Origin of the sequence: Streptomyces sp. TLI_171, assembly GCF_003610255.1 — a bacterium.
Taxonomy (GTDB): domain Bacteria; phylum Actinomycetota; class Actinomycetes; order Streptomycetales; family Streptomycetaceae; genus Kitasatospora.
Genome location: NZ_RAPS01000001.1, coordinates 4,134,523 through 4,155,480, shown reverse-complemented (window position 1 = coordinate 4,155,480; position 20,958 = coordinate 4,134,523). Strand labels below are relative to the sequence as shown.

Here is a 20,958-nt window from a genome sequence, read left to right as displayed (position 1 = left end):
ACTAGGCAGCAGGGTCCGGGATTTCGGGCGGCAGGTAGCCGTAGCCGGCGGTGCCCGGCACGCCCCGCCGCAGACCCTCCAGCAGCACCGGCGGCACGGCCGCGTACACCGTCCCGTAGTGGTGCTCCCCGCGGGAGGCGTCACTCGGCCAGGCGGTCCGTTCGGCGGCGGGGGTGGTCGCGAAGTGGCCGTCGGCACCGTTTCGGTTGCCCCGCGGGTCCAGCCGGACCCACCACGAACTGCCGGGCAGCAGGACGCCGTTGAGGCCGTGCAGCACCTCCAGGCGCTGGTAGCAGAGCCCGGCGGGGAGGCCGTTGGCGCGCAGCAGCGCGGCCAGCAGGTGGGCGTTGCCGTGGCAGATGGCGTTGCCGGCGGCGAGCACGTCGGAGGCCCGGTAGGCGGCCGACCAGTACCCGATGTCGGCGGAGTGGGCGATCCGGTCGCGGACGAACTCGAACACCGCCTCCGCGGTGGCCACCGGGTCGGAGCGGCGCAGGGCGGCGGCCCGCTCGACGATCGCCGGGTGGTCGTGGTCGATGACCTCGTCGGCGGCCAGGTACGCGGCCGGGTCCGGGTGTGCGGCCCGCAGCGGGCCGTTCGGGGAGACGGATGGGTCCATGTCCGTGATGCTGCGGTTCGGACTCGGGCCCGGGCAAAGGGGTTTCACCTGATGGACTACCGTCGGTCGGCAGAGGTCAGTGGACGAAGGGACGTCGGCATGGCGCTGGACGAGGTACTGGTGGTCACCGGTGGCGGGCGCGGCATCGGCGCGGCCACCGCGCTGCTGGCCGCCGGGCGCGGCTACCGGGTGTGCGTGAACTACCGCACCGACGACGCCGCGGCGGCCGGAGTGGTGGAGCGGATCCGGGCGGCGGGCGGCACCGCGGTCGCGGTCCGCGCGGACGTCACCACCGGGGCCGAGGTGGAGCGGCTGTTCGACACCGCGGAGCGCGAACTCGGCCCGCTGACCGCGCTGGTGAACAACGCCGGCACGCTGGAGCGGCAGTGCCGGCTGGACGAGTTGGACGAGGCGCGGCTGACCCGGATCTGGACGGCCAACATCACCGGCCCGTTCCTGTGCGCGGGCGCGGCGGTGCGGCGGATGTCGACCCGGTACGGCGGCCGGGGCGGGGCGATCGTCAACGTCGGCTCGGCGGCGTCCCGGTTGGGTTCGCCGAACGAGTACGTGGACTACGCGGCGTCCAAGGGCGCGCTGGACTCGATGACCACGGGGCTGGCGCTGGAGGTCGCGGGCGAGGGCATCCGGGTCAACGCCGTACGCCCGGGCCTGATCCACACCGGCATCCACGCGCTGGGCGGGGAGCCGGGCCGGGTCGACCGGGTCGGCCCGAACCTGCCGATGGGCCGCGGCGGGCAGCCGGAGGAGATCGCCGAGACGATCCTCTACCTGCTGTCCCCTGCCGCCTCGTACGTCACCGGCGCGTTCCTGGACGCGGCCGGCGGTCGCTGAGGCCCACCGCGGACGGCGCCATCTCCGCGGGCCGTCGCTCCCGGACCACCTCGGATCAGACGTTCATATGAACATCGCGGATCCGGCGGTACCGGTTCGGTCAACGCCGGGACGCGACGTCCGCCCCCGCACCTACCGTTGACCGCATGACCGAGACCGACATCGCCGCCGCGCCGTTCCTCGACCTCCCCGACGTGCCCAACCTCCGCGACGCGGGGGCCGGGGTCTACCGCCCCGGCCTGCTGTTCCGCTCGTCGAGCCTGAACCGGCTGACCGCGGAAGGCGTCTCCCGGTTCGCGGAGCTCGGCATCCGCACCGTCATCGACCTGCGCAGCACCGTGGAGATCGCCAACTGGCCGGACCCGGCGTTCGGCGAGGAGGTCCGGTACCTGCACCTGCCGATGCTGCCGGACCCGGCCACCACCGACCGGGTGTGGCCCGAGGACCAGGCGGCGCTGTACCCGTTCATGGCCGAGACCGGCGGGATCGCGATCGTCGCGGCCGTCCGCGCGCTCGCGGCCGGCACTCCGGTGCTGGTGCACTGCGCGGTCGGCAAGGACCGCACCGGCCTGACCATCGCCGTCCTGCAGACCCTCGCGGGCCTGTCCGAGGCCGAGGTGGTGGTCGACTTCCTGCGTTCCAACGTCGGCCTCGGCCTGGACAAGGGCCCGGTCAGCTACCTGGACGAAGCGGGCGTCGAGCGGCTCTCCCGCCCGGTGGACGCCGTCCACCTGCGGGCCGCGCTCGCCCGGATCCACGAGCTGCACGGCTCACTCGACGCCTACCTGCTCAATCACGGCGCGACCGCGGACGAGCTGGCCGCGCTGCGCGCGCTCGGCCCGGCCTGACCGACCGCCTCCCGCCGGTCCTCCACCGCGAAGGCCAGCCCCAGCGCCACGACGGTGGCGAGGAGTTGGGCCACCGCGGAGAGCCCGGTGCCGAGCGGGACGGCGACCAGCACCAGCGCCGCGGCCAGCAGCCGCAGGGAGCGCGGGCCGAGCGCGAGGGTGTGGCGGATGCCCGCGTTGGCGAGCAGGAACAGCGCGGGACCGCCGGCCAGCGCGAGCGCCTCGGGCAGGTGCAGCGGCGCCAGCGGGTGCGCGGTGGCGCTCTTGGCGCCGGTCGCGAACAGGATGACGGACAGCAGCAGGGCGTAGTGCCCGATGTTGTAGACCTTGATCGCCAACAGGTTGCGGCGGGCGTCGTCGAGGCCGGCCATCGCGTGCACGGCCCGCTCCTCGTCGTCCGCGCCGAAGTACGCCCACCACAGGCCGACGCAGACCAGCAGCGCGAGCAGCGCGGTGCCGATCAGCGCCGGGGTGAGCTCGGCGTCGCCGATGCCCACGCCCGTGGCGATCACGGTCTCGCCGAACGCGATGATCACCACCAGTCCGTGGCGCTCCACAAAGTGGTCGGCGCGCAGTTGGAAGCGCGGCAGGTCGACCAGGTACGGGATGGCGAACTGGAAACCGAACGCGATCATCCAGAGCACCAGTTCGGGGCCGCCGCGGAGGTAGCCGCCGGTGATCACCAGGGCGGAGCCGATCACGTTCAGCCCGCCCATCCGGGCCACCGCCCCGAGCCTGACCCCGGCGCCGGCGAACATCCCGGTGTGCACGGCGACCACCACCAGGTACGCCCAGCCGAAGGTCCCGCCGCCGCCCTCGAAGGCGCGCGGCACGCTCAGCGCGATGACCAGGAAGCAGCCCATGCCGAGCAGCATCAGGCCGCGCCGGGCGTGGGTGCGTGGCGGCAGCGCGTTGGCCACCCAGATGTAGGCGTCGTACATCCACCAGATCACCGCCAGCATCACCAGCACCCGGGCGAGTCCGCCCGGGGTGAGGTGGTGGGCCAGGCTCGCGGTGAGCTGGGTGATCACGAAGACGAAGACCAGGTCGAAGAAGAGTTCCAGCGGGCTAGCCCGCAGCTCGCCGTCCCCCGGTTGCGCAAGCTCTTGGTACGTCACGGCAGGAGTATCCCAACCCCCGTCTCCCGGCCCGCAGTCGGCTCGTTAGGAGCGTTACCGTGGACGCTGCGTCCACCGACCACCGTCGTGAAGGAGCCCGTCCCGTGGCCCGTTTCCCCGCCACCGCCGCCGTCGCCGCCACCGGCCTGATCGGCGGCTACGCGGCCGCCCGGTTCTCCGGCCGCCGCGAGCTGGGCGGCGCCGTGCTGGCCGCCGCCGGCACCACCGCCGCGGTCCGCTGGTCCCGCCGCTCGGGCGCACCCGCCGCGGCCGGCCTGACCGCGCTGTACCTGGCCGCGTTCGGCGGCTCCCACCCGCTGGCGAAGAAGATCGGCGCCTGGCCGGCCGTCCTGGCCGTGACGGGCGTGGTGGCGGCCGCCTCCGCCCTGGCCACCGGCGACTGACGCCCCGTCACGCCCCGGGTGCTCCGAACCGGGCCTCGAACGCCGCCCGGTTCGCCGAGGGCACGGCGCGGTCCCAGACCGCGAAGACCACCCGGTCGAAGGCCGCACCCCAGCCCTCCAGCGCCTGCCCGAACGCCGCCGCCACCTCGGCCGGGTCGTTGCGGAACACCCCGCAGCCCCAGGCGCCGAGCACCAGCTCCCGCACGCCGTGCCGGGCGGCCACTGCCAGCACCCGGGCGGCCCGTTCGGCCAGCACCGGGCCGAGATCGAGCGCCGCGCCGGGCGAACGCAGCGCCAGCTGGCCCGCGTTGGGCGCCGGCGAGGTCAGGAAGCCGACCCGGCGGGTGGCCGCCAGCAGGTCCCCGCGCTCGTCCCGGATCACCGGCACGCCGGGCGACCAGATCACCCGGTGGCTGTAGTGCAGGTCGGTGGAGGCCCGGTGCGCCTCGTAGTAGTCCGGGGCCTCCAGCAGGCAGCGGTACAGCAGCGAGCTGCGGCACACGTCCTCCTCCTGCGCCTTCGCCCCGCGCAGGTAGCCGCCGCCGGGGCTGCGCGCGGACGCGAAGTTCAGCACCGCGACGCTCCGCCCGCCCTCGGCGAGCAGCCGGGCCGCCGCCTGCATGCTGCCCTCGCCGGTGACCTCGGCCTTCCCCGCCAGCGGCCCGGGGCCCGGCCCGAACTCCGCGTCGGGCGGGTAACTGACCGTCCCGGCCCGGGCCGCGGCCAGCTCCTCGGCGATCCGCACCATCGACCCGGTGACACTCCGGTACTCGCCCCGGTCGGCGATCTCCTCGTTCTGCGTGGCCATGGCCCGCTGCCTACTGCTCATGCCTCGGCACGCTAGTCCCCGACTCCCGCCCCCACCATCGCTTTTCGCGTCCCCCGGAGACGCGGCCGGGCCCGCCCCACCGAAGTGGAACGGGCCCGGCCGAAGCTCGCGGACGGAGCGTCAGTTCTTCCAACGCGGCTTGCGGTCGCCGCCGTTGAAGCCGCCACGGTCGCCGCCGCGGTCGTCGCGGTTGAAGCCGCCACGCTGCTCACGGTCACCGAACGAACGGCCACCACGGTCATCGCGGTTGAAGCCCTGCGGACGCCCACCGGCGCGGTGGTCGTCGCGCCGCGCGAACGGACGGCTGCCGCCACCGGCCTGGCCGCGGTCGCGGTCGCCGAAGGAGCGCGCCGGACGGTCGCCGAAGGAGCGGCCGCCACGGTCGCCACCGCGGTCGTCACGGTTGAAGCCGCCACGCTGCTCACGGTCACCGAACGAACGGCCACCACGGTCATCGCGGTTGAAGCCGCCACGCTGCTCACGGTCACCGAACGAACGGCCACCACGGTCATCGCGGTTGAAGCCACCACGCTGCTCACGGTCACCGAACGAACGGCCACCACGGTCATCGCGGTTGAAGCCACCACGCTGCTCACGGTCACCGAACGAACGGCCACCACGGTCATCGCGGTTGAAGCCACCACGCTGCTCACGGTCACCGAACGAACGGCCACCACGGTCGTCACGGTTGAAGCCGCCACGCTGCTCACGGTCACCGAACGAACGGCCACCACGGTCATCGCGGTTGAAGCCACCACGCTGCTCACGGTCACCGCGGTCCCGGTTGTTGTACGCCGGGCGCTCGCTGCGGGCCTCGCGGTAGGCCGGGGCGCGGTCCTCGGTCACCGGAGCGGCGGCCTCGGTCTCGACGGCGGTCTCGGCCACGGCCTCGGCCGCGTCCTCCGCCGCCGGCTCCTCGTCCTCGATGCCCAGCTCGGCGCGCTCGCGGGCGGCCCGGGAGGCCAGGCGGTCGGCCTCCTCGCGCAGCTCGGTGGCGCGGCGCTGGGCGCGCTCCAGCTCACGGGTGAGCTCGGCCACCTCGCGCTCGGCGGCGCCGGCGATGCCGGACGCGCTCTCAGCCTGCACCTCGACCAGCGAACGGGCGCCGGTGATCTTGGCGACCTCGGCGTCGAAGGCGTGGTCGAGGATGTGGCGCGAGGCGTCCACGCCCGCGTCCTCCATCAGGCGGAACACGCCGCGGCGCTGGTGCGGCAGCACCAGGGTGACGACGGTGCCGGAGCGGCCGGCCCGCGCGGTGCGGCCGGAGCGGTGCAGGTAGTCCTTGTGGTCACCGGCCGGGTCGACGTTCAGCACCAGGTCGATGCCGTCGACGTGGATGCCGCGGGCAGCCACGTCGGTGGCGACGACCACGTTCAGGTAGCCGTCCTTGAAGTCGCCGAGGACGCGGGTACGGGCGCCCTGGGTCATGCCGCCGTGCAGCGCGTCGGCCTTCACGCCGGACTCGACCAGCTGCTGGGCGACCCGGTCGGCGCCCATCTGGGTGCGGACGAAGATGATGGTGCGGCCCTTGCGGGCGGCGATCGCGCTGGTGATCGGCGCCTTGTCCTTGGGCTTCACGACCAGGATGTGGTGGGTCATGGTGGTGACCGCGCCGGCCGACGGGTCGACCTCGTGGGTGACCGGGTTCTTCAGGTAGCGCTTGACCAGGGTGTCGATCTCGTTCTCCAGGGTGGCGGAGAACAGCAGGCGCTGGCCGCCGGCCGGCACCAGGTCGAGGATCTCGGTGACCTCGGGCAGGAAGCCCATGTCGGCCATCTGGTCGGCCTCGTCCAGGACCGCGATCTCGACCTCGTCCATCTTCGCGGAGCCGCGGTTGATCAGGTCGCGCAGTCGGCCGGGGGTGGCCACCAGCACGTCCACGCCGCGCTCCAGCGCGTAGATCTGGTTGGACATCGAGGTACCGCCGCAGACCACCTTCAGGCGCAGGCCGAGCACCGAGCCGAACGGCTCCAGCGCGTCGGCGACCTGCATGGCCAGCTCGCGGGTCGGGACCAGGATCAGACCGCGCGGGTGCTTCGCCTTGGTGCGCTCGCCGTCCGCCAGGCGGGTCAGCAGCGGCAGGCCGAAGCTCAGGGTCTTGCCGGAGCCGGTGCGGCCGCGGCCCAGCACGTCCTTGCCGGCCAGCGCGTCCGGGATGGTCGCGGCCTGGATCGGGAACGGGGTGGTGACGCCGCGCTTGGCGAGCGCCCGCACGACGTCGTCGTGCAGGCCCAGGTCGCCGAAGGTGATGGTGGGCTCGGCGGGGGCGGCATCGGTGTCCGCGTCGGTGTCGCCTTCGGTGAGCTCGGCGAGCTCCGCGTCCAGCGTGTCGATGTCGGTGTCGAGGGAGTCGGTGTCGGCGGCGTCGGACCCGTTCGCGGGCATGGCGAAGCGGGCGTCGTCAACGAGAGACATGCAAAACCTTCCGGAAGTGGCACGCGCCAAAGTCCGGGGGTCTGTTGAAAAACCGCCTCTATGCGGTCAGCCACGGATCGCCGGAACGCGCCAAGGGCGCTCAAAGGTGTATGAGGAGCGCCAGCCAAATAGGATCAAACGAACGATCTACCACCATAGGGGAGCCTCGGGATCAGAGGCAAATCACCTGGTCAGCGCCCTCGAACGAAGGTTTCCCCGGCCCGTGGCCGCCCCGTCAGTGCCCCGACGGCGACTCGCTCGGCTCCGTCGACCCGCCGGGCGACCCGGACGGCGCCGGCGAGTGCGAGGGCGCCGACGGGCTGCCCTGCGGACTCGGCGAGCCCGCCCCGCCCCCCGCGGACTGGCTCGGCCCCGCCGTCGCCGGCCCGGTCGCGGACGGCGACGGCGCGCTGCTGCTCCCCGACGGCGCGGGCACCACCACGGGCGCCCCCGGCACGCCCGCCGGCGGCGGCGCCTCCGACGCCGGCGCACCCGGCGAGGGCGAGAGCCCGGGTGACGCACCGTCAGCGCTCAACGCGCCGCCGTGTTCCGAGCGCTGGCCGCCCTGGTGCACCGCCGCCCCGATCCCGGCCCTCGGACCCGTCGCCGAGGCCGAGCCCGACGGCTTCACCTCTGCCACCCCGCCCGGCACGTCCGCGCCCACCGACATGCAGCCGCTCAGCCCGAACACGGCGAACGCCGCCGCCACCGTCCCCGTCGCCACCCGCCGACGCGCCGACCCAACCGCCACCACCGAGCCACCTCCTGCGCGCGCCCCACCCGGAGCCCGCCACCGTTCTCGGTGCCCAACGCCCACCCACCCCACCGGGACACGGGTGGCCCCCCACTCACCCCCGGACAGCCCGCCCCACCACCCCGGGACCGCCCCTCACCCCCGCACCGGCCGCCCCCACGTGCACCGCCGCCACCCCCGCTCGCGCCCACAGCGCCACGTCCCCCGGCACCGCCCACGGGACCCGTTCCCGGCCGGCTTCAGCCCGCCCCCGCGCCCGCCCTCACCCCCACACCAGCCGCCCCACTCCCGCCCCCGCGTACACCGCCGCCAACCCCGCCCCCAACGACAGCGCCACGTTCCCCAACGCCGCCCCACGGGACCCGTTCTCGGCCAGCTTCAGCGTCTCGAACGAGAACGTCGAGTACGTCGTCAGCGCCCCGCACAGCCCCGTCCCGAGCAGCAGCCGCACGTCCGTCGGCGCGACCGCCGTGAGCAGCCCGAGCAGCGCGCAGCCCGCCACGTTGACCGTCAACGTCCCCCACGGGAAGGCGAATCCGACCCGGGAGTGGACCGCACGGTCCGTCAGGTAACGCAGCGGCGCTCCGACCACCGCACCCACCGCCACCAGCAGCCAGTTCATCGCCCGCCCTTCCGCTCCGCCCGGGCCAGCAACGCCGCCCGGGTCGCACCGGCCGCGCCCCACACCGCGCCCATCGCCGCCAGCAGCGTCCCGCCCAGGTACAGCAGGCCCTTGCCGGGCAGCCCGTGGTCGAACAACTGCTGCGCGTCGACCGCGTACGTCGAGAAGGTGGTGAACCCGCCGAGGACGCCGGTCGCCACGAACGGTCGCAGCAACGGGTGCGGCCGCCACGGCCCCTCCGTGATCGCCACCAGCACCACCCCGATCACCGCGCACCCGGCCGTGTTGACCAGCAGCGTGGTCCACGGGAACGCGTCCCGCGCGGTCGGCCACAGCAGCGCCGCCCCGTACCTGCCGCTCGCCCCGAGCAACCCGCCGGCGGCGACCGCGGCCACCACCCGCCCCTGCCCGCGCAGCACCGGCTGCCTCGGCTCCGTCACGACCCTGCCGCTCATGCCAGAGAGTCAAGCACCTGCCGACCCGCCGAACGCCACTGCCCGGATCATCTGGCGTCCCGTCAACGGAGTCCCGACAATGAACGGGTGGAGATGACCCGGGACGAGTTCGAGGCGCTGGTGTCCGACGCGCTGGACCAGATTCCGCCGAAGCTGGCCGCCATGATGGACAACGTCGCGGTCTTCGTCGAGGACGAACCCGACCCGGCCACCCCTGAGCTGCTCGGCCTCTACGAGGGCATCCCGCTCACCGAGCGCGGCGAGTGGTACGCGGGCGTCCTCCCCGACCGCATCCTGATCTACCGGGGCCCGACCCTCCGCCACTGCGCCACCCGCGAGGAGGCCGTCGAGGAGGTCCGCATCACGGTGATCCACGAGGTCGCCCACCACTTCGGCTTCGACGACGACGAACTCCACGAACTCGGCTGGTCCTGACCCCCGGCCCCCGCACCTCGCCGCGCCGCGCCGACCATCGGAAACCGTTTTGGTGTTCCGCCCGGCATCCCATATGCTTCTCGACGTCCCCGAACGCCGGATCAACCGGCCGGACGGGGCCGCGAAAAGCCCTCATCGTCTAGTGGCCCAGGACGCCGCCCTTTCAAGGCGGTAGCACGGGTTCGAATCCCGTTGGGGGTACGCAGTACCGTAGTAAGGTCCTTTGTGGAGCGATCCACATGAGGTCCCGTGGAGCAGTTGGTTAGCTCGCCACCCTGTCAAGGTGGAGGTCGCGGGTTCAAGTCCCGTCGGGATCGCTCGTCTCGCAAGAGGCGTCGCAGTACGGCCAGGTAGCTCAGTTGGTACGAGCGTCCGCCTGAAAAGCGGAAGGTCGCCGGTTCGACCCCGGCCCTGGCCACACGAACGGAAGGCCCCCGAAGCACGCGCTTCGGGGGCTTTTTCGCGCCGTTCGACGCAACTGCACAGCGGGGTCGGCCGCCGGAGCGATCGAGGTCCCGCTGACGGGCCGGAGAACGGGCATCGCGGCAAGCACCGCGCACGGCGCTGTCGGCCCTGGGCGCCGGACTACTCTGAGGGTGATGCCCGGCGCACTCCAGGAGACACCCCTCATGAACCCGGAGCACTTCGCACTCCTCGACGAAGCCCGACGGAGCCTGCCCGACGGGTTCAAGGTGGAGATCTCGGGCGACACCATCGTCATGATGGTCAGCCCCTCGGGGATCCACCAGCGAAACCTGCTGCTAGTCCGCCGCCAGTTCGACAGGTACGCCCCGGTCGATCTGCTACCGAGCGAGAACACCGACCTGGTGTCACCCAACGTCGGCAAGAGCCGCAACCCGGACCTGACGTACCTTCCGAGCGAAGCGCTGGAAACCTCCGAGAACCAGGTCCCGTCCGAACTCGCCGCTGTCGCCGTCGAACTCGTCTCCCCCTCGAACCCGGAGAACGACTGGGTGGGGAAGGTCCGCGACTACCCGTTGATGGGCATCCCGCTGTACCTGCTGGTCGACGCCAGGCAGAAGACCGTGACCCTGTTCAGCCGGCCCGACGGTACGAAGTACCACCGCCGTGAGGACATCGAGTTCGGCGAGACGCTGCGCATCCCCGAGCCGTTCGACTTCGACCTGATCACGAGCGACCTACTACCGTACTGACCCACGTCTGCTCGCACTGTCCAGCACCGGTCGACGCCACCACTGACACCAACCGGCTCGAACAGTGGCGCTCGGCCATGGCCTTGTCCGGACGGCAGAAGGGTTCGAACCGGGGCATCCCACCATCCCAGCTTGGCCTGAAAAGCGGAAGGTCGCCGGTTCGACCCCGGCCCTGGCCACAGTACCGAGAAGCCCCTCGAAGCATCAGCCTCGGGGGGCTTCTTCGTGCCGTGTACGCCAACGGGCCGCCGCCGAGGCGGCGGAGGCCGAGAAACGGCTCGGGATCCGCCTCCCGGCCGACCACCGCACCTTCCTGCTGGCGGTGGGCGCGGCCGGCGCGGGCCCCATGACGGCGTCTTCCCGCTGCGGAGCGACGAACCGTCTGGCACTGGCTGGACGGCGAGGTCCGGAGCGACACCCCCCGCTGGCGGCCCCGGTCAGGAGTCGATCAGAGCGGCTAGGCCGTCGAGGGTGCGGGCGAGGCCGAAGTCGTAGGCGTGGGTGGGGTTGTAGGCGGCGCCGTGGGCCTCGCCGGCGGCGGTGCCGACGCGGGTGGCGGTGGGGTAGCGGGCAGGGTCGAGGACGCGGGCGAGGAGGGCGGCGTTGGCGGTCCACCAGTCCTGGTCGCTCATCGCGCTGTCCTGCTGGGCGGCCCGTTCGTCGGTGGCCATCCGGGCGCAGGTCTGGACGAAGCCGAGCAGGTGGGTGAGGGCGGCGTCGAGTTGGAGGTCGTCGAGGCCGGTGCCTTCGAGGGCGCGCAGCTCGTACTCGTACTTGGCCATCAGGCCGGGGCCGAGCGGGGGCCGGGAGGTGGGGACGGCGGCCATCCAGGGGTGGGCGGCGTAGAGGGCCCGGTTGTCGTCGGCGACGGCGGTGGCGCGGGCGCGCCAGCCGGGGTCGGCGGGGGTGCTGCGGGGCATCGCGGCGTAGAGGGTGTCGAGCATCAGGTCGAGCAGCTCGGCCTTGCCGGGGACGTAGGTGTAGAGCGCCATCGGGGAGAGCCCGAGTTCCTGGGCGAGGCGTCGCATGGTGAGGGCGTCGAGGCCCTCGGCGTCGGCGATCCGGACGGCGGCGGCGGCGATGTCGGCGGTGGAGTGGGCTTGTCGGGGGCCGCGTCGCCCGCTGCTGCCGGTGGAGGTGCCCCACAGCAGGGCGAGGGTCCGGGCCGGGTCTCCCGCGCTGCTCCGGTTGGTGGCCATGCCGGAATTCTTCCACGCCCGATTTTCCGTACTGTGTATAGTGTACGGCGTACAGAGAATCCGGACGCGTCGAGAGGCCACCCCTTGAAGATCAACCGCTCCGCCGTCTCGCTGACCGTCGAGGACGTCGACGCCTCGGCCGCCTTCTTCGCCGACCACCTCGGCTTCCGGCCGGAGATGGCCGCCGACGGCTTCGTCTCGCTCGCCCACCCGAACGCCGGGCTGAACGTGGTCTTCCTGCGCCGGGGGCTGGAGGTGCTGCCGGAGGGCTTCCGCGACCAGCACGCGGCCGGGCTGATCCTGGCGTTCACGGTGGACGACGCGGCCGCCGAGCAGGACCGCCTCCGCGCGGCCGGGGCCCGGGTCACCATGCCGCTGCGCGACGAGCCGTGGGGCGAGCGGCTGTTCCAGGTCACCGACCCGAACGGCGTGGTGGTCCAGTTCGTCCAGTGGCTGACCACCGAGTGACGAGCCGTTCGCCGCACCATTCATGACGTCTCGTCAGAGTGAAGGGTGCGAGGTCCTCCCGGCTGCGGGCGCCTGCGGGTGTTAGCGTCGCGAACACTCGCAGCGCCCGGCCGTCCGGCCCCTGAGCAGGGGAGATCTTCCGTTGACAGGCACTTCCCGCCCCCTGGTGGCGGCAGCCGGACTCGCCCTGCTCGCCACCACTGCGCTGCTGCCCGGCCCGGTCCGCGCGGCGGAGGCGCCCACCGACCGGCTGCAGCGTCAGTTCGCCGACGCGGCAGCCGAGTTCGGCGTCCCGGAGGGCCTCCTGCTGGCGGTGTCGTACCAGCAGACCAGGTGGGAGGCGCACGGCGGCGAGCCGAGCACCACCGGCAACTACAACGTGATGGGTCTGACCCACCTCGACCCGCCCGCCCCAGACGCACCGACCGCATCGACGGCATCGACCACACCGCCCGCACCGCCCGCAGCGCGCCGACAGGCCCTGCACACCCTGGACGCCGCCGCAGCGCTGCTCGGCCGCCCGGCGGACGACCTGAAGACCGACCTCGCGCAGTCCGTGCGCGGCGGCGCGGCCCTGCTGGCGCTGTACCAGCGCCAGTCCGGTGCGCCCGCCTCGCCCGATCCGGCCGACTGGTACCGCGCGGTGGTCCGGTTCGCCGACCCGACGGCCTCCGCCGCCACCAGCCCGTTCGCCGACCGGGTGTTCGCGACCCTCCGCACGGGTGCCGGCCGCCGCACCGCGGAGGGCCGCACCGTCCGCCTCCCGGCCTCCCCGCCCGCGGAAGCCGCCCCGACACTCGAAGCACCGACACCAGGAGTCGCGCCCGATCCCGCCCCCGACCCCGCCGCCGAGTGCCCGCCCGAGCTGGGCTGCGACTTCCGCCCGGCGGCGTACGCGCTGACCGACCCGAACGACCCGACCTCGTACGGGAACTACACCGAGGCGGACCGCCCGGCGGACGGGCAGCAGATCCAGTACCTCGTCGTCCACGACACCGAGGGCGGCTACGAGGGCGCGATCGCGACGTTCCAGAACCCGGCCGCGCAGGCCAGCGCGCACTACCTGGTGCGGTCCTCGGACGGACACGTGACGCAGCTGGTGAGCAATCGTCATGTGGCCTGGCACGCCGGGAACAAGAGCGTCAACATGCACAGCGTCGGCATCGAGCACGAGGGGTACGCGTTCCCCACGGACCGGCCGACCTGGTACTCGGAGCAGTTGTACCGGTCGTCCGCCGAGCTGGTGCGGTACCTGGCGGCCCGGTACGGCGTCCCGTTGGACCGGGAGCACGTCATCGGGCACGACGACGTGCCGGGGCCGGTGCAGGCGAACGTGGCGGGGATGCACTGGGACCCGGGCACGTTCTGGGACTGGTCGCACTTCATGGACCTGGTGGGCGCGCCGGTCCACTCGGAGCCCGGACCGCCGGTGGTCGGGGGGACGGTCGTCGTCGCCCCTGCCTTCGACAGCACCAACCAGCCTCCGGTGAACGGGATTTCGGACCGGCCGGAGAACTTCGTCTACCTGCGCACGCAGCCGAGCGCCGACGCCCCGCTGCTGGGCGGCGGGACGCAGGACGCCTCGGACTGGCGGGACAAGGCGGTGGCGGGCACCAGGTACGTGGTGGCGGGGGTCTCGGGCGACTGGACGGCGATCTGGTACGACGGGCAGCAGGCCTGGTTCCACAACCCGCAGGGCCGGGCGGCGGTACCGGACACCCGGCCGGGGCGGACGGTGCTGACCCCGCGGGCCGGTCTGGCGTCGATCCCGGTGTACGGCCGGGCGTGCCCGGAGGCCGCGGCGTACCTGCCGTACCCGGCGGTTCCGGTGCAGGAGGTGGCCCCGCTGTCGGCGACCGTCCCGGCCGGGCAGTCGTACGTGGCGCTGTCCGCCGGGCCGGTGCGGTCGGACTTCTACTACGCGCGCAACATCGACGGCAGCGCGGAGAACGACCGGACGCTGGTGGTGGGCTGCGACGCCTACTACGCGATCCGCTTCAACCACCGGCTGGCGTACCTGAAGTCCTCGGACGTGCAGGGCGGTGCGCCCGCGCCGGCCTGCCGCTGAACTGGTTCAAGTACGCCGCGCGCCGGGCCGCGGCCCGGCGGGGGCGGTGTCAGCCGCGGCGCAGCGCCTTGCGGGTGTTGCGGACCCGGCGGTGGGCGCGCTGGACGTTGGCCAGGGCGTGGACCCGGCCGGAGACGGTCAGCCGGTACTTGAGGCGCAGGAACGGCGGGAGGGCGGCGACCCGGTCGGGGCCGATCGCGCTGAGCAGTCGGGTGACGTGCCGGTGGTAGGCGTAGCGGTAGTCCCGGTCGCCGTCGGGGACGGTCCAGAAGAACATCGGGATCTCCTCGACCAGTGTGTTGTGGTCGTAGGCCCGCAGGTGTTCGCGGAAGACCGGCTCGGGGCGGTCCAGGAGCCAGCCGCGGACGAGTTCGATGGAGCGGATCCGGTCGGCCAGGCCGCGCGGGTCGGTGCGGCGCTGGGTGATGGAGCGGTCGCCGTCCTCGCGGATCCGCCAGTGGTAGATCGGCTCGGAGACGACGTCGACCCGCTCGGCGAGGAAGTGGTGCGGAACGCTGACCGGGGCGTCCTCGTACAGCATGCCCTCGGGGTAGTCGAGGCCGGCGGCCTCGTAGAAGGAGCGCCGGTAGACCTTGTTCCAGGCGGTGCGGTCGGTGACCAGCGAGGGCAGTTCGCTGACGTGGGTGCGCAGCCGGGTCTTCGCGAACGGGCGCAGGTGGACGTGCGAGGGCTCCAGTCCGGCGGTGCGCAGCCGCAGCACGTTGCCCGCCGCGAAGTCGGAGCCGGTCCCGTCCAGGGTGTCGATCATCAGCCGGTAGGCGTGCGGCGGCACCACGTCGTCGCTGTCGACGAACGCGAGGTACTCGGTGCCGTCGCCGAGGTGGCGCACGCCGGTGTTGCGGGCGGCGCCGAGGCCCTGGTTGGCCTGCTGCACCAACCGGAACCGGGGGTCGCGCGCGGCGTACTCCGCGGCCAGTTCGGCGCTGGTGTCGGTGGAACCGTCGTCGACCATCACGCACTCGAAGTCGTCGAAGGTCTGGGCGGCGATCGAGTCCAGGCATTCGACGAGGTAGCGCTCGACGTTGTACACCGGGACGACGACGGAGAGGCGGGGGGCCATCGGCTGCGCAGCGCCTTTCGGGCAGGGTGCCCGGGGCGGCTGTCAGGAGGGTGCCGGGCGAGGTCCGAATCAGCCTAACGGCAGTGAACGGCCGCCCGGGAAACGGAAGGTGACGCCGGGACAGCGGAGCGGTGTCCTCCGGATCGCGGGACTGCGCGGGGCGCGGAGGAACGGACGAGCGCCGCTGCCCACCCCCGTGGGGCAACGGCGCCCGAGTATCAGGATGCCGATCCTGCCGATCGGTCCACGGTGTGTCAACTATCGTGGATTCTCCACCGACGGTCCAGAGCGAAGAGTTGTCCATCGCCACGAAATGGCCACCAATTCCCCAACGATCGTGCAGAACGAGCTGATCGAGGGATACGCCCGGGGGTAAGGACCCTCTATGATCCGGCACATGCCCCTGGACTCCCCACACGCCGAAGCACCGGACTTCGCCAGCCGCTTCCGGCGTCTGATAGCGGTGATCTACCCGAAGGACCTCGGCCGGCCGTGGCGGGACTCCGAGATCGCCGAAGGCACCGGGCTGAGCGGCACGTACATCGGCAACCTGCGCAAGGGCACCCAGAAGCCGAGCCTGGAGAACGCCGTCCGGATCGCGAAGTTCTTCGGCGTCCCGCTCGACTACTTCTCCGACTCGGCGACCGCCAGCGCCGTCGAGCAGGACCTGCGCAAGATCGAAGCGCTGCGGGACGCCCGGGTGGAGCGGATCGCGATGCGCGCGGCCGGGCTGCCCCCGGAGATGCAGGACGCCGCACTCACTATTGTGGAGCAGTTGCGGCGGGCGGTCGGCCTGTCCGACGGGCCGCCCGACGAGGCCGGCCCGTCGACGTGACGGAGCGCCAGCAGGTGCCGCTGGGACACTGGCGGCTACCGGAAGGGGTCGACGTGCGGGGTGTGGGGAGCGGGCTCGGGCGGACCCGCCGCCGGATGCGGGCGGTCGCGCGCGAGCTGCGCCTGCCACCGCTGAGCACTGTCGAGGAGCTGTGCGGCGCCGTCTCCGCGCACCTGGACCGGCCGATCCGGATCGCGCCGCGCCGGATGCGGGTCGGCGAGCCCTCCGGGTTCGTCGAGCGCCTGTCCGGCGAGGACGTGATCCACGTCGAGCAGGAGACCTCCGGCCTGCACCGGGCCCACATCATCTGCCACGAGCTGGCCCACCTGCTGTGCGGGCACCTGTCCGAGCCGGCGCTGCTCGACGAGGACACCGCCCGGGTCGAACTGCCCACCATCGACCCGGAGATGCTGCGCCTGGTGCTCGGCCGCTCGCACTACGACGATGCCGCCGAGGAGGAGGCCGAGGTGCTGGGCGCCGAGCTGATGCGCATCCTGGTGCTCGCCCCGGGCGCCGGCACCACCTCGCAACTCGCCCCCGCATTGGAGCACCGCAAGGGACAGCATGTCTGAACTGCCGTACAACCTGGTCTACTTGGGTATCGGCAGCGCCGCCTGGACGGTCGCCGCGCTGAAGCTGCGGGCCTGGCGGCGCGACCCCTCCTTCGGTCTGCTGGTGGTCGCGCTGGCGATCGCCTCGCCCTCGACCGCCTTCGTCCTGGCCTCACCGGTGCTGTACCGGGGCATCGGGCACCTCACCGGCGTCGGCAACCTCGCCACCCTGTTCGTCTACCTCGGCATCGTCGGCTTCTCCGCCGCCGCGGTGGTGCTCGCCCTGGTCTGGACGCCCCCGGAGGAGCGCGAGGGCGCCCAGGTGTGGGCGCCGCTGGACGACCGGCTGCGGCAGCGGGTGCGCCGTCGCACCGCCGTGTTCGCCGCCCTGGTGCCGGTGCTGGCCGCGCTGTTCCTGGCCGGCGGCCCCTACCGCCCGGAGACCCCGCTCACCTTCGACACCACCTTCGCCCCGCGCACCGCGACCGCGCTGTTCCTCGCGCTCTACCAGGGCCTGTTCGCCTACGCGCTGATCGACATCGGCCGGGTCTGCCTCGGCCACGCCGCCCGGCTGCCGGCCGGCTGGCTGCGCCGCGGCATCCGGCTGATCGCCCTGGGTGCGCTCACCGCCTGCGGCTACGTGCTCTGCAAGCTCGCCGCGATCGCCCTGGCGTACGCCGGGGTCGGCGGCGCGGAGTGGCTCAGCACCGCGCTCGGCCCGGCCTTCGCCACCCTCGGCGCGATCGGAATCACCTGCGGCTTCGCCGGCCCCGCCGGCGCCGCCTGGACCGCCCGCCGCCGCGACTTCCGGGCCCTGCGCCCGCTCTGGGACCTGGTCTACCGGGCCGACCGCCGGCTCGCCCTGGAGGGCCCGCCCTCCCCCGCCTGGCGGGAGCGCGTCGCCCTGCGCGACCTGGAGTGGCGCACCACCCGGCGCGGCCTGGAGATCCGCGACGGGCAGCTGACACTCCGTCCGTGGATCGACCCGGCCGCCGTCCGGGCCGCCGCGCGGATCGCCGACACCGCCGCCCTGACTCCCGCCGACCGGGACGCGCTGGTGGTCGCCACCGCGCTGCGCTCCGCCGTCACCGCGCTGGCCGCCGGCACCGTGCCCCGCCCCCGCGAGGAGCAGCAGGCGCTGCCCGGCCTGGACGCCGACCCGGCGGAGGAGCGCGCCCACCTGGTGCGGGTCGCCGAGTACCTGGAATCCCCGCTGCTGGAGCGGGCGTTGGCGACCGGCTCGTGAGCGTTCCCGACCGACCCCGGGACGCCTTCGCGGAGTTGGTGCTGCACCGCTCCCCGCAACGGGCCCGGGTCGGCCTGACGCTCGGCTTCGTGCGCACCTTCGCCGTCCCGGAGATCGCCGAAGTGCTCTCCGGGACGGGCCGGTTGGCGGCCGCACCGAAGGCCAGGGCGAAGGCCACCGGGGCGATGATGTTCGCGCTGATCGGCCACGGGGTCGACAGCGAGCGGGGCCGGGAGATCGTCGCCGAGCTCGCCGCACTGCACCGGCTCCCCGGCGTGGACGCCGAGTTGATGCGCTACGTGCTGGCCTGCTTCACCGTCTGCCCGGTCGAGTTCGCGGCCGGCGACCCGCCCGCCCGGGCGGCCGCGTTCGCCTTCCAGGCCGAGCTGTCCGAGGCCCTCGGCCTGCCGCCGCTGCCCGGCCCGGGGATCGCCGAGATCGCCGTCTGGATGCGGGAGTTCGAGTCCGCCAGGTTCGCCCCCAGCCCGGCCGGACGGGCGCTGTGGCAGTCCGTCGCCGGTCTGTTCGCCGCCCGGCTGCCCGGCCCGCTGTCCCGGCTCGCCCCGGCCTTCGCCGCCGCCCTGCTGGACGCCCCGCTGCGCGCCGCGTTCGCCGTCCCCCGCCCGCCCTGGCCGCTGCGGGCCGCCGCGGCCGTGGCCTTCCGCCTCACCCGCTGATCCGCGCCCGCCGGGGCCGGGCTTCCGGCTGTCCGTCAGGCGTTGCGCGAGCCGTGCACCCGGCGGTGGCTCCAGGCCAGCAGCCCGAGCAGGATCAGCCCGGACAGGATCAGGCTCGTCCCGGTGGCCCAGCCCGCCAGCGGCAGCGCGGGCACCAGCCCGGCGACCACGCCCGCGCCGATCAGGCCGAGCCCGGCCAGCACCGAACCGGCGATCCGCCAGCGCGAGGCGACGCTGGCCTCGACACCCTGCATCGCCTTGGCCCGCACCGGCTCGACGAAGCGCGCGAAGGCCGGCACCGCGCGGGCGACCAGCACCATCCCGGCCAGCAGGAGCAGCATCCCGGGCCCGGGCAGGACCAGCAGCACGACGCCGACCACGATCAGCACGGTCCCGACCACGCCGAACACCACCCGCGCCAACGGATGGACCGCCGTCGGATCCGCCTGGTACCCCCGCTGCTGCTGCTCGCCGCTCATCCGTCCACCCTAACCGGACGACGGGCCCGAGCCCTCGGCTCACGGCCTGGTCAGCACGTCGACGCGGTGGCCCGCCGGGTCGCGGACGTAGCCGCCCCGCCCGGCGTGGCCGCGGGCATCGCCGGCTCCGTCGCGGGCGGCCGCCCGAACCACGACCGCGGAACGCCGCAGGGCCCGGCCGGGTGACACCCCGCCGGGCCCTGCGCCGTGACGTTCCGTCAGTCGACGCCCTTGCGGCGGTACGGCTGGTACGCCGAGCCGCCGTGGAAGTACGGGTAGGGGATCTCCCGGGAGACCATGCCCGCGTCGCCGCTGTCCTCGATGCCGATGTAGCGGGTGTGGGAGGCGTCCACCCAGCCGCCGAACAGCACGGTGTGGTCGCCGGAGATCATCGCGTCGCCGGGCTTCAGCTCGCTCTTGCTGATGTGCTCGGAGACGTCGCTCTTCATCAGGCCCCAGGTGTTGCGGCCCGGCCCGGGCAGACCCCAGGCGCAGGACACCAGGCCCGAGCAGTCCACCCGGTAGCCGTTGGTGACGGCGCCCTGGCTGTAGCCGAGCTTGTGCTCGGCGCGCTCCAGCGCGCGTTCCACCATGGCCCTGCGCTCCGGGGACACCCCGTCCAGCTTGGGGTGGGCCTTCACGCCCAGGCCCTCGCCGTTCTTCTTGTGCTTGTGGTCCGACCAGGCGTCCCAGCTGTTACCGGTGATGTAGTGGGTCTTCCAGTCGCCGGTGGAGCGGTCCTTGAGCTTCGGGCCGTCGTGCTTGCCGCCCGGCCCGCCGTTCGGCATGCCGGACCCGGTGTCGCCGCCCTCGTTCGGCGAGCTGGGCTGCGGGGTGTGGCCGCCGGTGCCGCCGCTGCCGCCCTTGTGGCCGCCCTTGCCGGCCCCGTCGATCCTGGTGCCGGGCGACTTGGGCTCCGGCTTGCCCTCGCCCTTGGGCTTGTTGAGCTCGCCGGCGATCTTCTTCTCGGCCGCCTCGTACGCCGCGATCAGCTGCTTGATCTTCGCGGCGTCCTGCCCCAGCTCCTGGGTCAGCTTCTCCTTGGTCTTCATCAGCGCCTCGGCCCGGCTGTTGATCGCCGAGACGTCCTTGACCACCTCGGCGAGCACCGCCCCCGCGCCCAGGATGCTGGCGATCGAGCCCGAGAACACGTCGGTGGCGGCGGCCTTGGCGACCGTCGCCTTGATGTGTCCGACCTGCTTGGTCATCTCGGCCATCCGCTGGTTGACCTGCTCGAAGTCGCGCTGGATCTTGAGCAGCTCACCCGGCTGGAAGCCGAACTGATTCCCCGTCATCGACGGTCTCCCCCTCGTCGTCGCCCCGTTGCCGTCGTCACAGGATGTTGGCGAGCTGCTTGACCGCGTCGCCGAGCTGTCCCAGCTCGTCCGCGACGGTGTTCAGCTCCCGGACCCGGCCCTGCGCGTGCGCGGTGAACGCGTCCGCCGCCGCTCCGTGCCACGTCATGCTGGACAGCACCGAGTTGACCTCGCGACCGAGGCCGTCGACCTGCTTGCCGAGTTCGGCGAGCTCCTGAGCGATCTTGTTGAGCTCGGCGTCGGCGTCGCCGAACATCTTGCCCAGCGCCCAGTGCGCGATCTCGGCCGGCGCCATCACGATGTCCTCGCCGACCTTCACCACGTCCCCGGCGAGGTGCTTCACATCGCCCCACAGGTCCATGACGTTCCCCCTGATTTTCCCCGTATGCCAGTTCCCTCCAGGCTAGCCAGTACGGGCGGCGGGCGAAACGGGCGGGTGCCCGTCAAAGCCGCCGACCGCCGGAACGGCTGTTCGCGGTCCGCCCGCCGGGCCTGTGACACTGGATGTGCTC

General features: G+C 73.2%; 22 protein-coding genes and 3 tRNA genes. 14 read left to right on the top strand and 11 right to left on the bottom strand.

All coding sequences use genetic code 11. The features are described from left to right. Nucleotide 1: 1 nt before the first annotated feature. Nucleotides 2-619 (bottom strand): transglutaminase domain-containing protein, encoded by a 618-nt coding sequence (locus tag BX266_RS19055; protein WP_099901427.1) that lies wholly within the window; start codon nt 617-619, stop codon nt 2-4. Nucleotides 620-724: 105 nt separating this feature from the next. Between BX266_RS19055 and BX266_RS19050 the strand changes: the two genes are divergently transcribed. Then, nucleotides 725-1,471, top strand: a complete 747-nt coding sequence (locus tag BX266_RS19050; RefSeq protein ID WP_099908039.1) for an SDR family oxidoreductase — start codon at nt 725-727, stop codon at nt 1,469-1,471. A 146-nt stretch (nt 1,472-1,617) separates the two neighbouring features. Next, on the top strand, nt 1,618-2,319 hold the full coding sequence (locus tag BX266_RS19045; RefSeq protein ID WP_099901425.1) for a tyrosine-protein phosphatase: 702 nt from the start codon (nt 1,618-1,620) through the stop codon (nt 2,317-2,319). On the opposite strand, the gene BX266_RS19040 is transcribed toward BX266_RS19045, so the two are convergent. Beyond that, nucleotides 2,265-3,437 (bottom strand): low temperature requirement protein A, encoded by a 1,173-nt coding sequence (locus tag BX266_RS19040; RefSeq protein ID WP_099901423.1) that lies wholly within the window; start codon nt 3,435-3,437, stop codon nt 2,265-2,267. The two genes, BX266_RS19045 and BX266_RS19040, sit on opposite strands and share 55 nt — an antisense overlap. A 104-nt stretch (nt 3,438-3,541) precedes the next feature. On the opposite strand from BX266_RS19040, the gene BX266_RS19035 reads away from it, so the two are divergent. Beyond that, nucleotides 3,542-3,841 carry a hypothetical protein gene (locus BX266_RS19035; RefSeq protein WP_099901421.1) on the top strand — a complete coding sequence of 100 codons (300 nt, stop codon included), beginning with the start codon at nt 3,542-3,544 and terminating at the stop codon, nt 3,839-3,841. Nucleotides 3,842-3,848: 7 nt separating this feature from the next. On the opposite strand, the gene BX266_RS19030 is transcribed toward BX266_RS19035, so the two are convergent. From BX266_RS19030 to BX266_RS19010, 4 genes are all read right to left on the bottom strand, one after another. Continuing rightward, nucleotides 3,849-4,670, bottom strand: coding sequence for a TIGR02452 family protein (locus BX266_RS19030; RefSeq protein ID WP_099901419.1), 822 nt, complete (start codon nt 4,668-4,670; stop codon nt 3,849-3,851). A gap of 120 nt (nt 4,671-4,790) precedes the next feature. Then, entirely contained in the window at nt 4,791-7,085 is a 2,295-nt protein-coding gene (locus BX266_RS19025; RefSeq protein ID WP_099901418.1) for a DEAD/DEAH box helicase, read from the bottom strand. A 1,016-nt stretch (nt 7,086-8,101) separates the two neighbouring features. Beyond that, nucleotides 8,102-8,461 (bottom strand): fluoride efflux transporter CrcB, encoded by a 360-nt coding sequence (crcB, locus tag BX266_RS19015; protein WP_099901414.1) that lies wholly within the window; start codon nt 8,459-8,461, stop codon nt 8,102-8,104. Then, nucleotides 8,458-8,916: a CrcB family protein gene (locus BX266_RS19010; RefSeq protein WP_099901412.1), complete on the bottom strand. Its 459-nt coding sequence runs from the start codon at nt 8,914-8,916 to the stop codon at nt 8,458-8,460. The genes crcB and BX266_RS19010 overlap by 4 nt, the downstream gene beginning before the upstream one ends. Nucleotides 8,917-9,009: 93 nt before the next feature. Between BX266_RS19010 and BX266_RS19005 the strand changes: the two genes are divergently transcribed. From BX266_RS19005 to BX266_RS18985, 5 genes are all read left to right on the top strand, one after another. After that, the gene (locus BX266_RS19005) at nt 9,010-9,351 is read left to right on the top strand and encodes a metallopeptidase family protein (protein WP_099908037.1); all 342 of its coding nucleotides are present in this window, start codon (nt 9,010-9,012) and stop codon (nt 9,349-9,351) included. A gap of 128 nt (nt 9,352-9,479) precedes the next feature. After that, nucleotides 9,480-9,552, top strand: a tRNA-Glu gene (locus BX266_RS19000). Nucleotides 9,553-9,594: 42 nt separating this feature from the next. Further along, nucleotides 9,595-9,668, top strand: a tRNA-Asp gene (locus BX266_RS18995). 27 nt (nt 9,669-9,695) lie between these two features. Next, a tRNA-Phe gene (locus BX266_RS18990) sits at nt 9,696-9,769 on the top strand. Between the two features lie 211 nt (nt 9,770-9,980). Beyond that, a complete protein-coding gene (locus BX266_RS18985; protein WP_259464755.1) occupies nt 9,981-10,526 on the top strand; it encodes a Uma2 family endonuclease in 546 nt (181 codons plus the stop codon). A 437-nt stretch (nt 10,527-10,963) separates the two neighbouring features. Here the strand turns inward: BX266_RS18985 and BX266_RS18975 are convergent, their stop codons facing one another. After that, nucleotides 10,964-11,725: a TetR/AcrR family transcriptional regulator C-terminal domain-containing protein gene (locus tag BX266_RS18975; protein ID WP_099901408.1), complete on the bottom strand. Its 762-nt coding sequence runs from the start codon at nt 11,723-11,725 to the stop codon at nt 10,964-10,966. 84 nt (nt 11,726-11,809) lie between these two features. Here BX266_RS18975 and BX266_RS18970 point away from each other — a divergent pair, with 84 nt between their 5' ends. Together BX266_RS18970 and BX266_RS18965 are read left to right on the top strand one after the other, a co-directional pair. Next, on the top strand, nt 11,810-12,193 hold the full coding sequence (locus tag BX266_RS18970) for a VOC family protein (RefSeq protein ID WP_099901406.1): 384 nt from the start codon (nt 11,810-11,812) through the stop codon (nt 12,191-12,193). Nucleotides 12,194-12,335: 142 nt separating this feature from the next. After that, the gene (locus BX266_RS18965) at nt 12,336-14,261 is read left to right on the top strand and encodes an N-acetylmuramoyl-L-alanine amidase (protein ID WP_143686962.1); all 1,926 of its coding nucleotides are present in this window, start codon (nt 12,336-12,338) and stop codon (nt 14,259-14,261) included. Between the two features lie 49 nt (nt 14,262-14,310). Here BX266_RS18965 and BX266_RS18960 read toward each other — a convergent pair whose 3' ends face one another. After that, entirely contained in the window at nt 14,311-15,342 is a 1,032-nt protein-coding gene (locus BX266_RS18960) for a glycosyltransferase (protein ID WP_099901402.1), read from the bottom strand. Nucleotides 15,343-15,739: 397 nt separating this feature from the next. Between BX266_RS18960 and BX266_RS18955 the strand changes: the two genes are divergently transcribed. From BX266_RS18955 to BX266_RS18940, 4 genes are read left to right on the top strand one after another with little or no spacing between them, the layout of a single operon-like run. Continuing rightward, a complete protein-coding gene (locus BX266_RS18955) occupies nt 15,740-16,177 on the top strand; it encodes a helix-turn-helix transcriptional regulator (RefSeq protein ID WP_180290532.1) in 438 nt (145 codons plus the stop codon). 53 nt (nt 16,178-16,230) lie between these two features. Then, complete coding sequence (locus BX266_RS18950; RefSeq protein ID WP_143686961.1) at nt 16,231-16,749, top strand: hypothetical protein; 519 nt, start codon at nt 16,231-16,233, stop codon at nt 16,747-16,749. Then, nucleotides 16,742-17,974, top strand: coding sequence for an MAB_1171c family putative transporter (locus BX266_RS18945; protein WP_099901396.1), 1,233 nt, complete (start codon nt 16,742-16,744; stop codon nt 17,972-17,974). Before BX266_RS18950 ends, BX266_RS18945 begins: the two co-directional genes overlap by 8 nt. Next, complete coding sequence (locus BX266_RS18940; protein WP_099901395.1) at nt 17,971-18,651, top strand: DUF2236 domain-containing protein; 681 nt, start codon at nt 17,971-17,973, stop codon at nt 18,649-18,651. Before BX266_RS18945 ends, BX266_RS18940 begins: the two co-directional genes overlap by 4 nt. Nucleotides 18,652-18,686: 35 nt before the next feature. Here BX266_RS18940 and BX266_RS18935 read toward each other — a convergent pair whose 3' ends face one another. The 3 genes from BX266_RS18935 to BX266_RS18925 all read right to left on the bottom strand — a co-directional run bounded on the left by BX266_RS18935 (nt 18,687) and on the right by BX266_RS18925 (nt 20,807). Next, the gene (locus BX266_RS18935) at nt 18,687-19,130 is read right to left on the bottom strand and encodes a PGPGW domain-containing protein (protein WP_099901393.1); all 444 of its coding nucleotides are present in this window, start codon (nt 19,128-19,130) and stop codon (nt 18,687-18,689) included. A gap of 218 nt (nt 19,131-19,348) precedes the next feature. After that, nucleotides 19,349-20,425, bottom strand: a complete 1,077-nt coding sequence (locus BX266_RS18930; protein WP_099901392.1) for a hypothetical protein — start codon at nt 20,423-20,425, stop codon at nt 19,349-19,351. Between the two features lie 37 nt (nt 20,426-20,462). Beyond that, nucleotides 20,463-20,807, bottom strand: coding sequence for a WXG100 family type VII secretion target (locus BX266_RS18925; protein ID WP_099901390.1), 345 nt, complete (start codon nt 20,805-20,807; stop codon nt 20,463-20,465). Between the last annotated feature and the right edge of the window lie 151 nt (nt 20,808-20,958).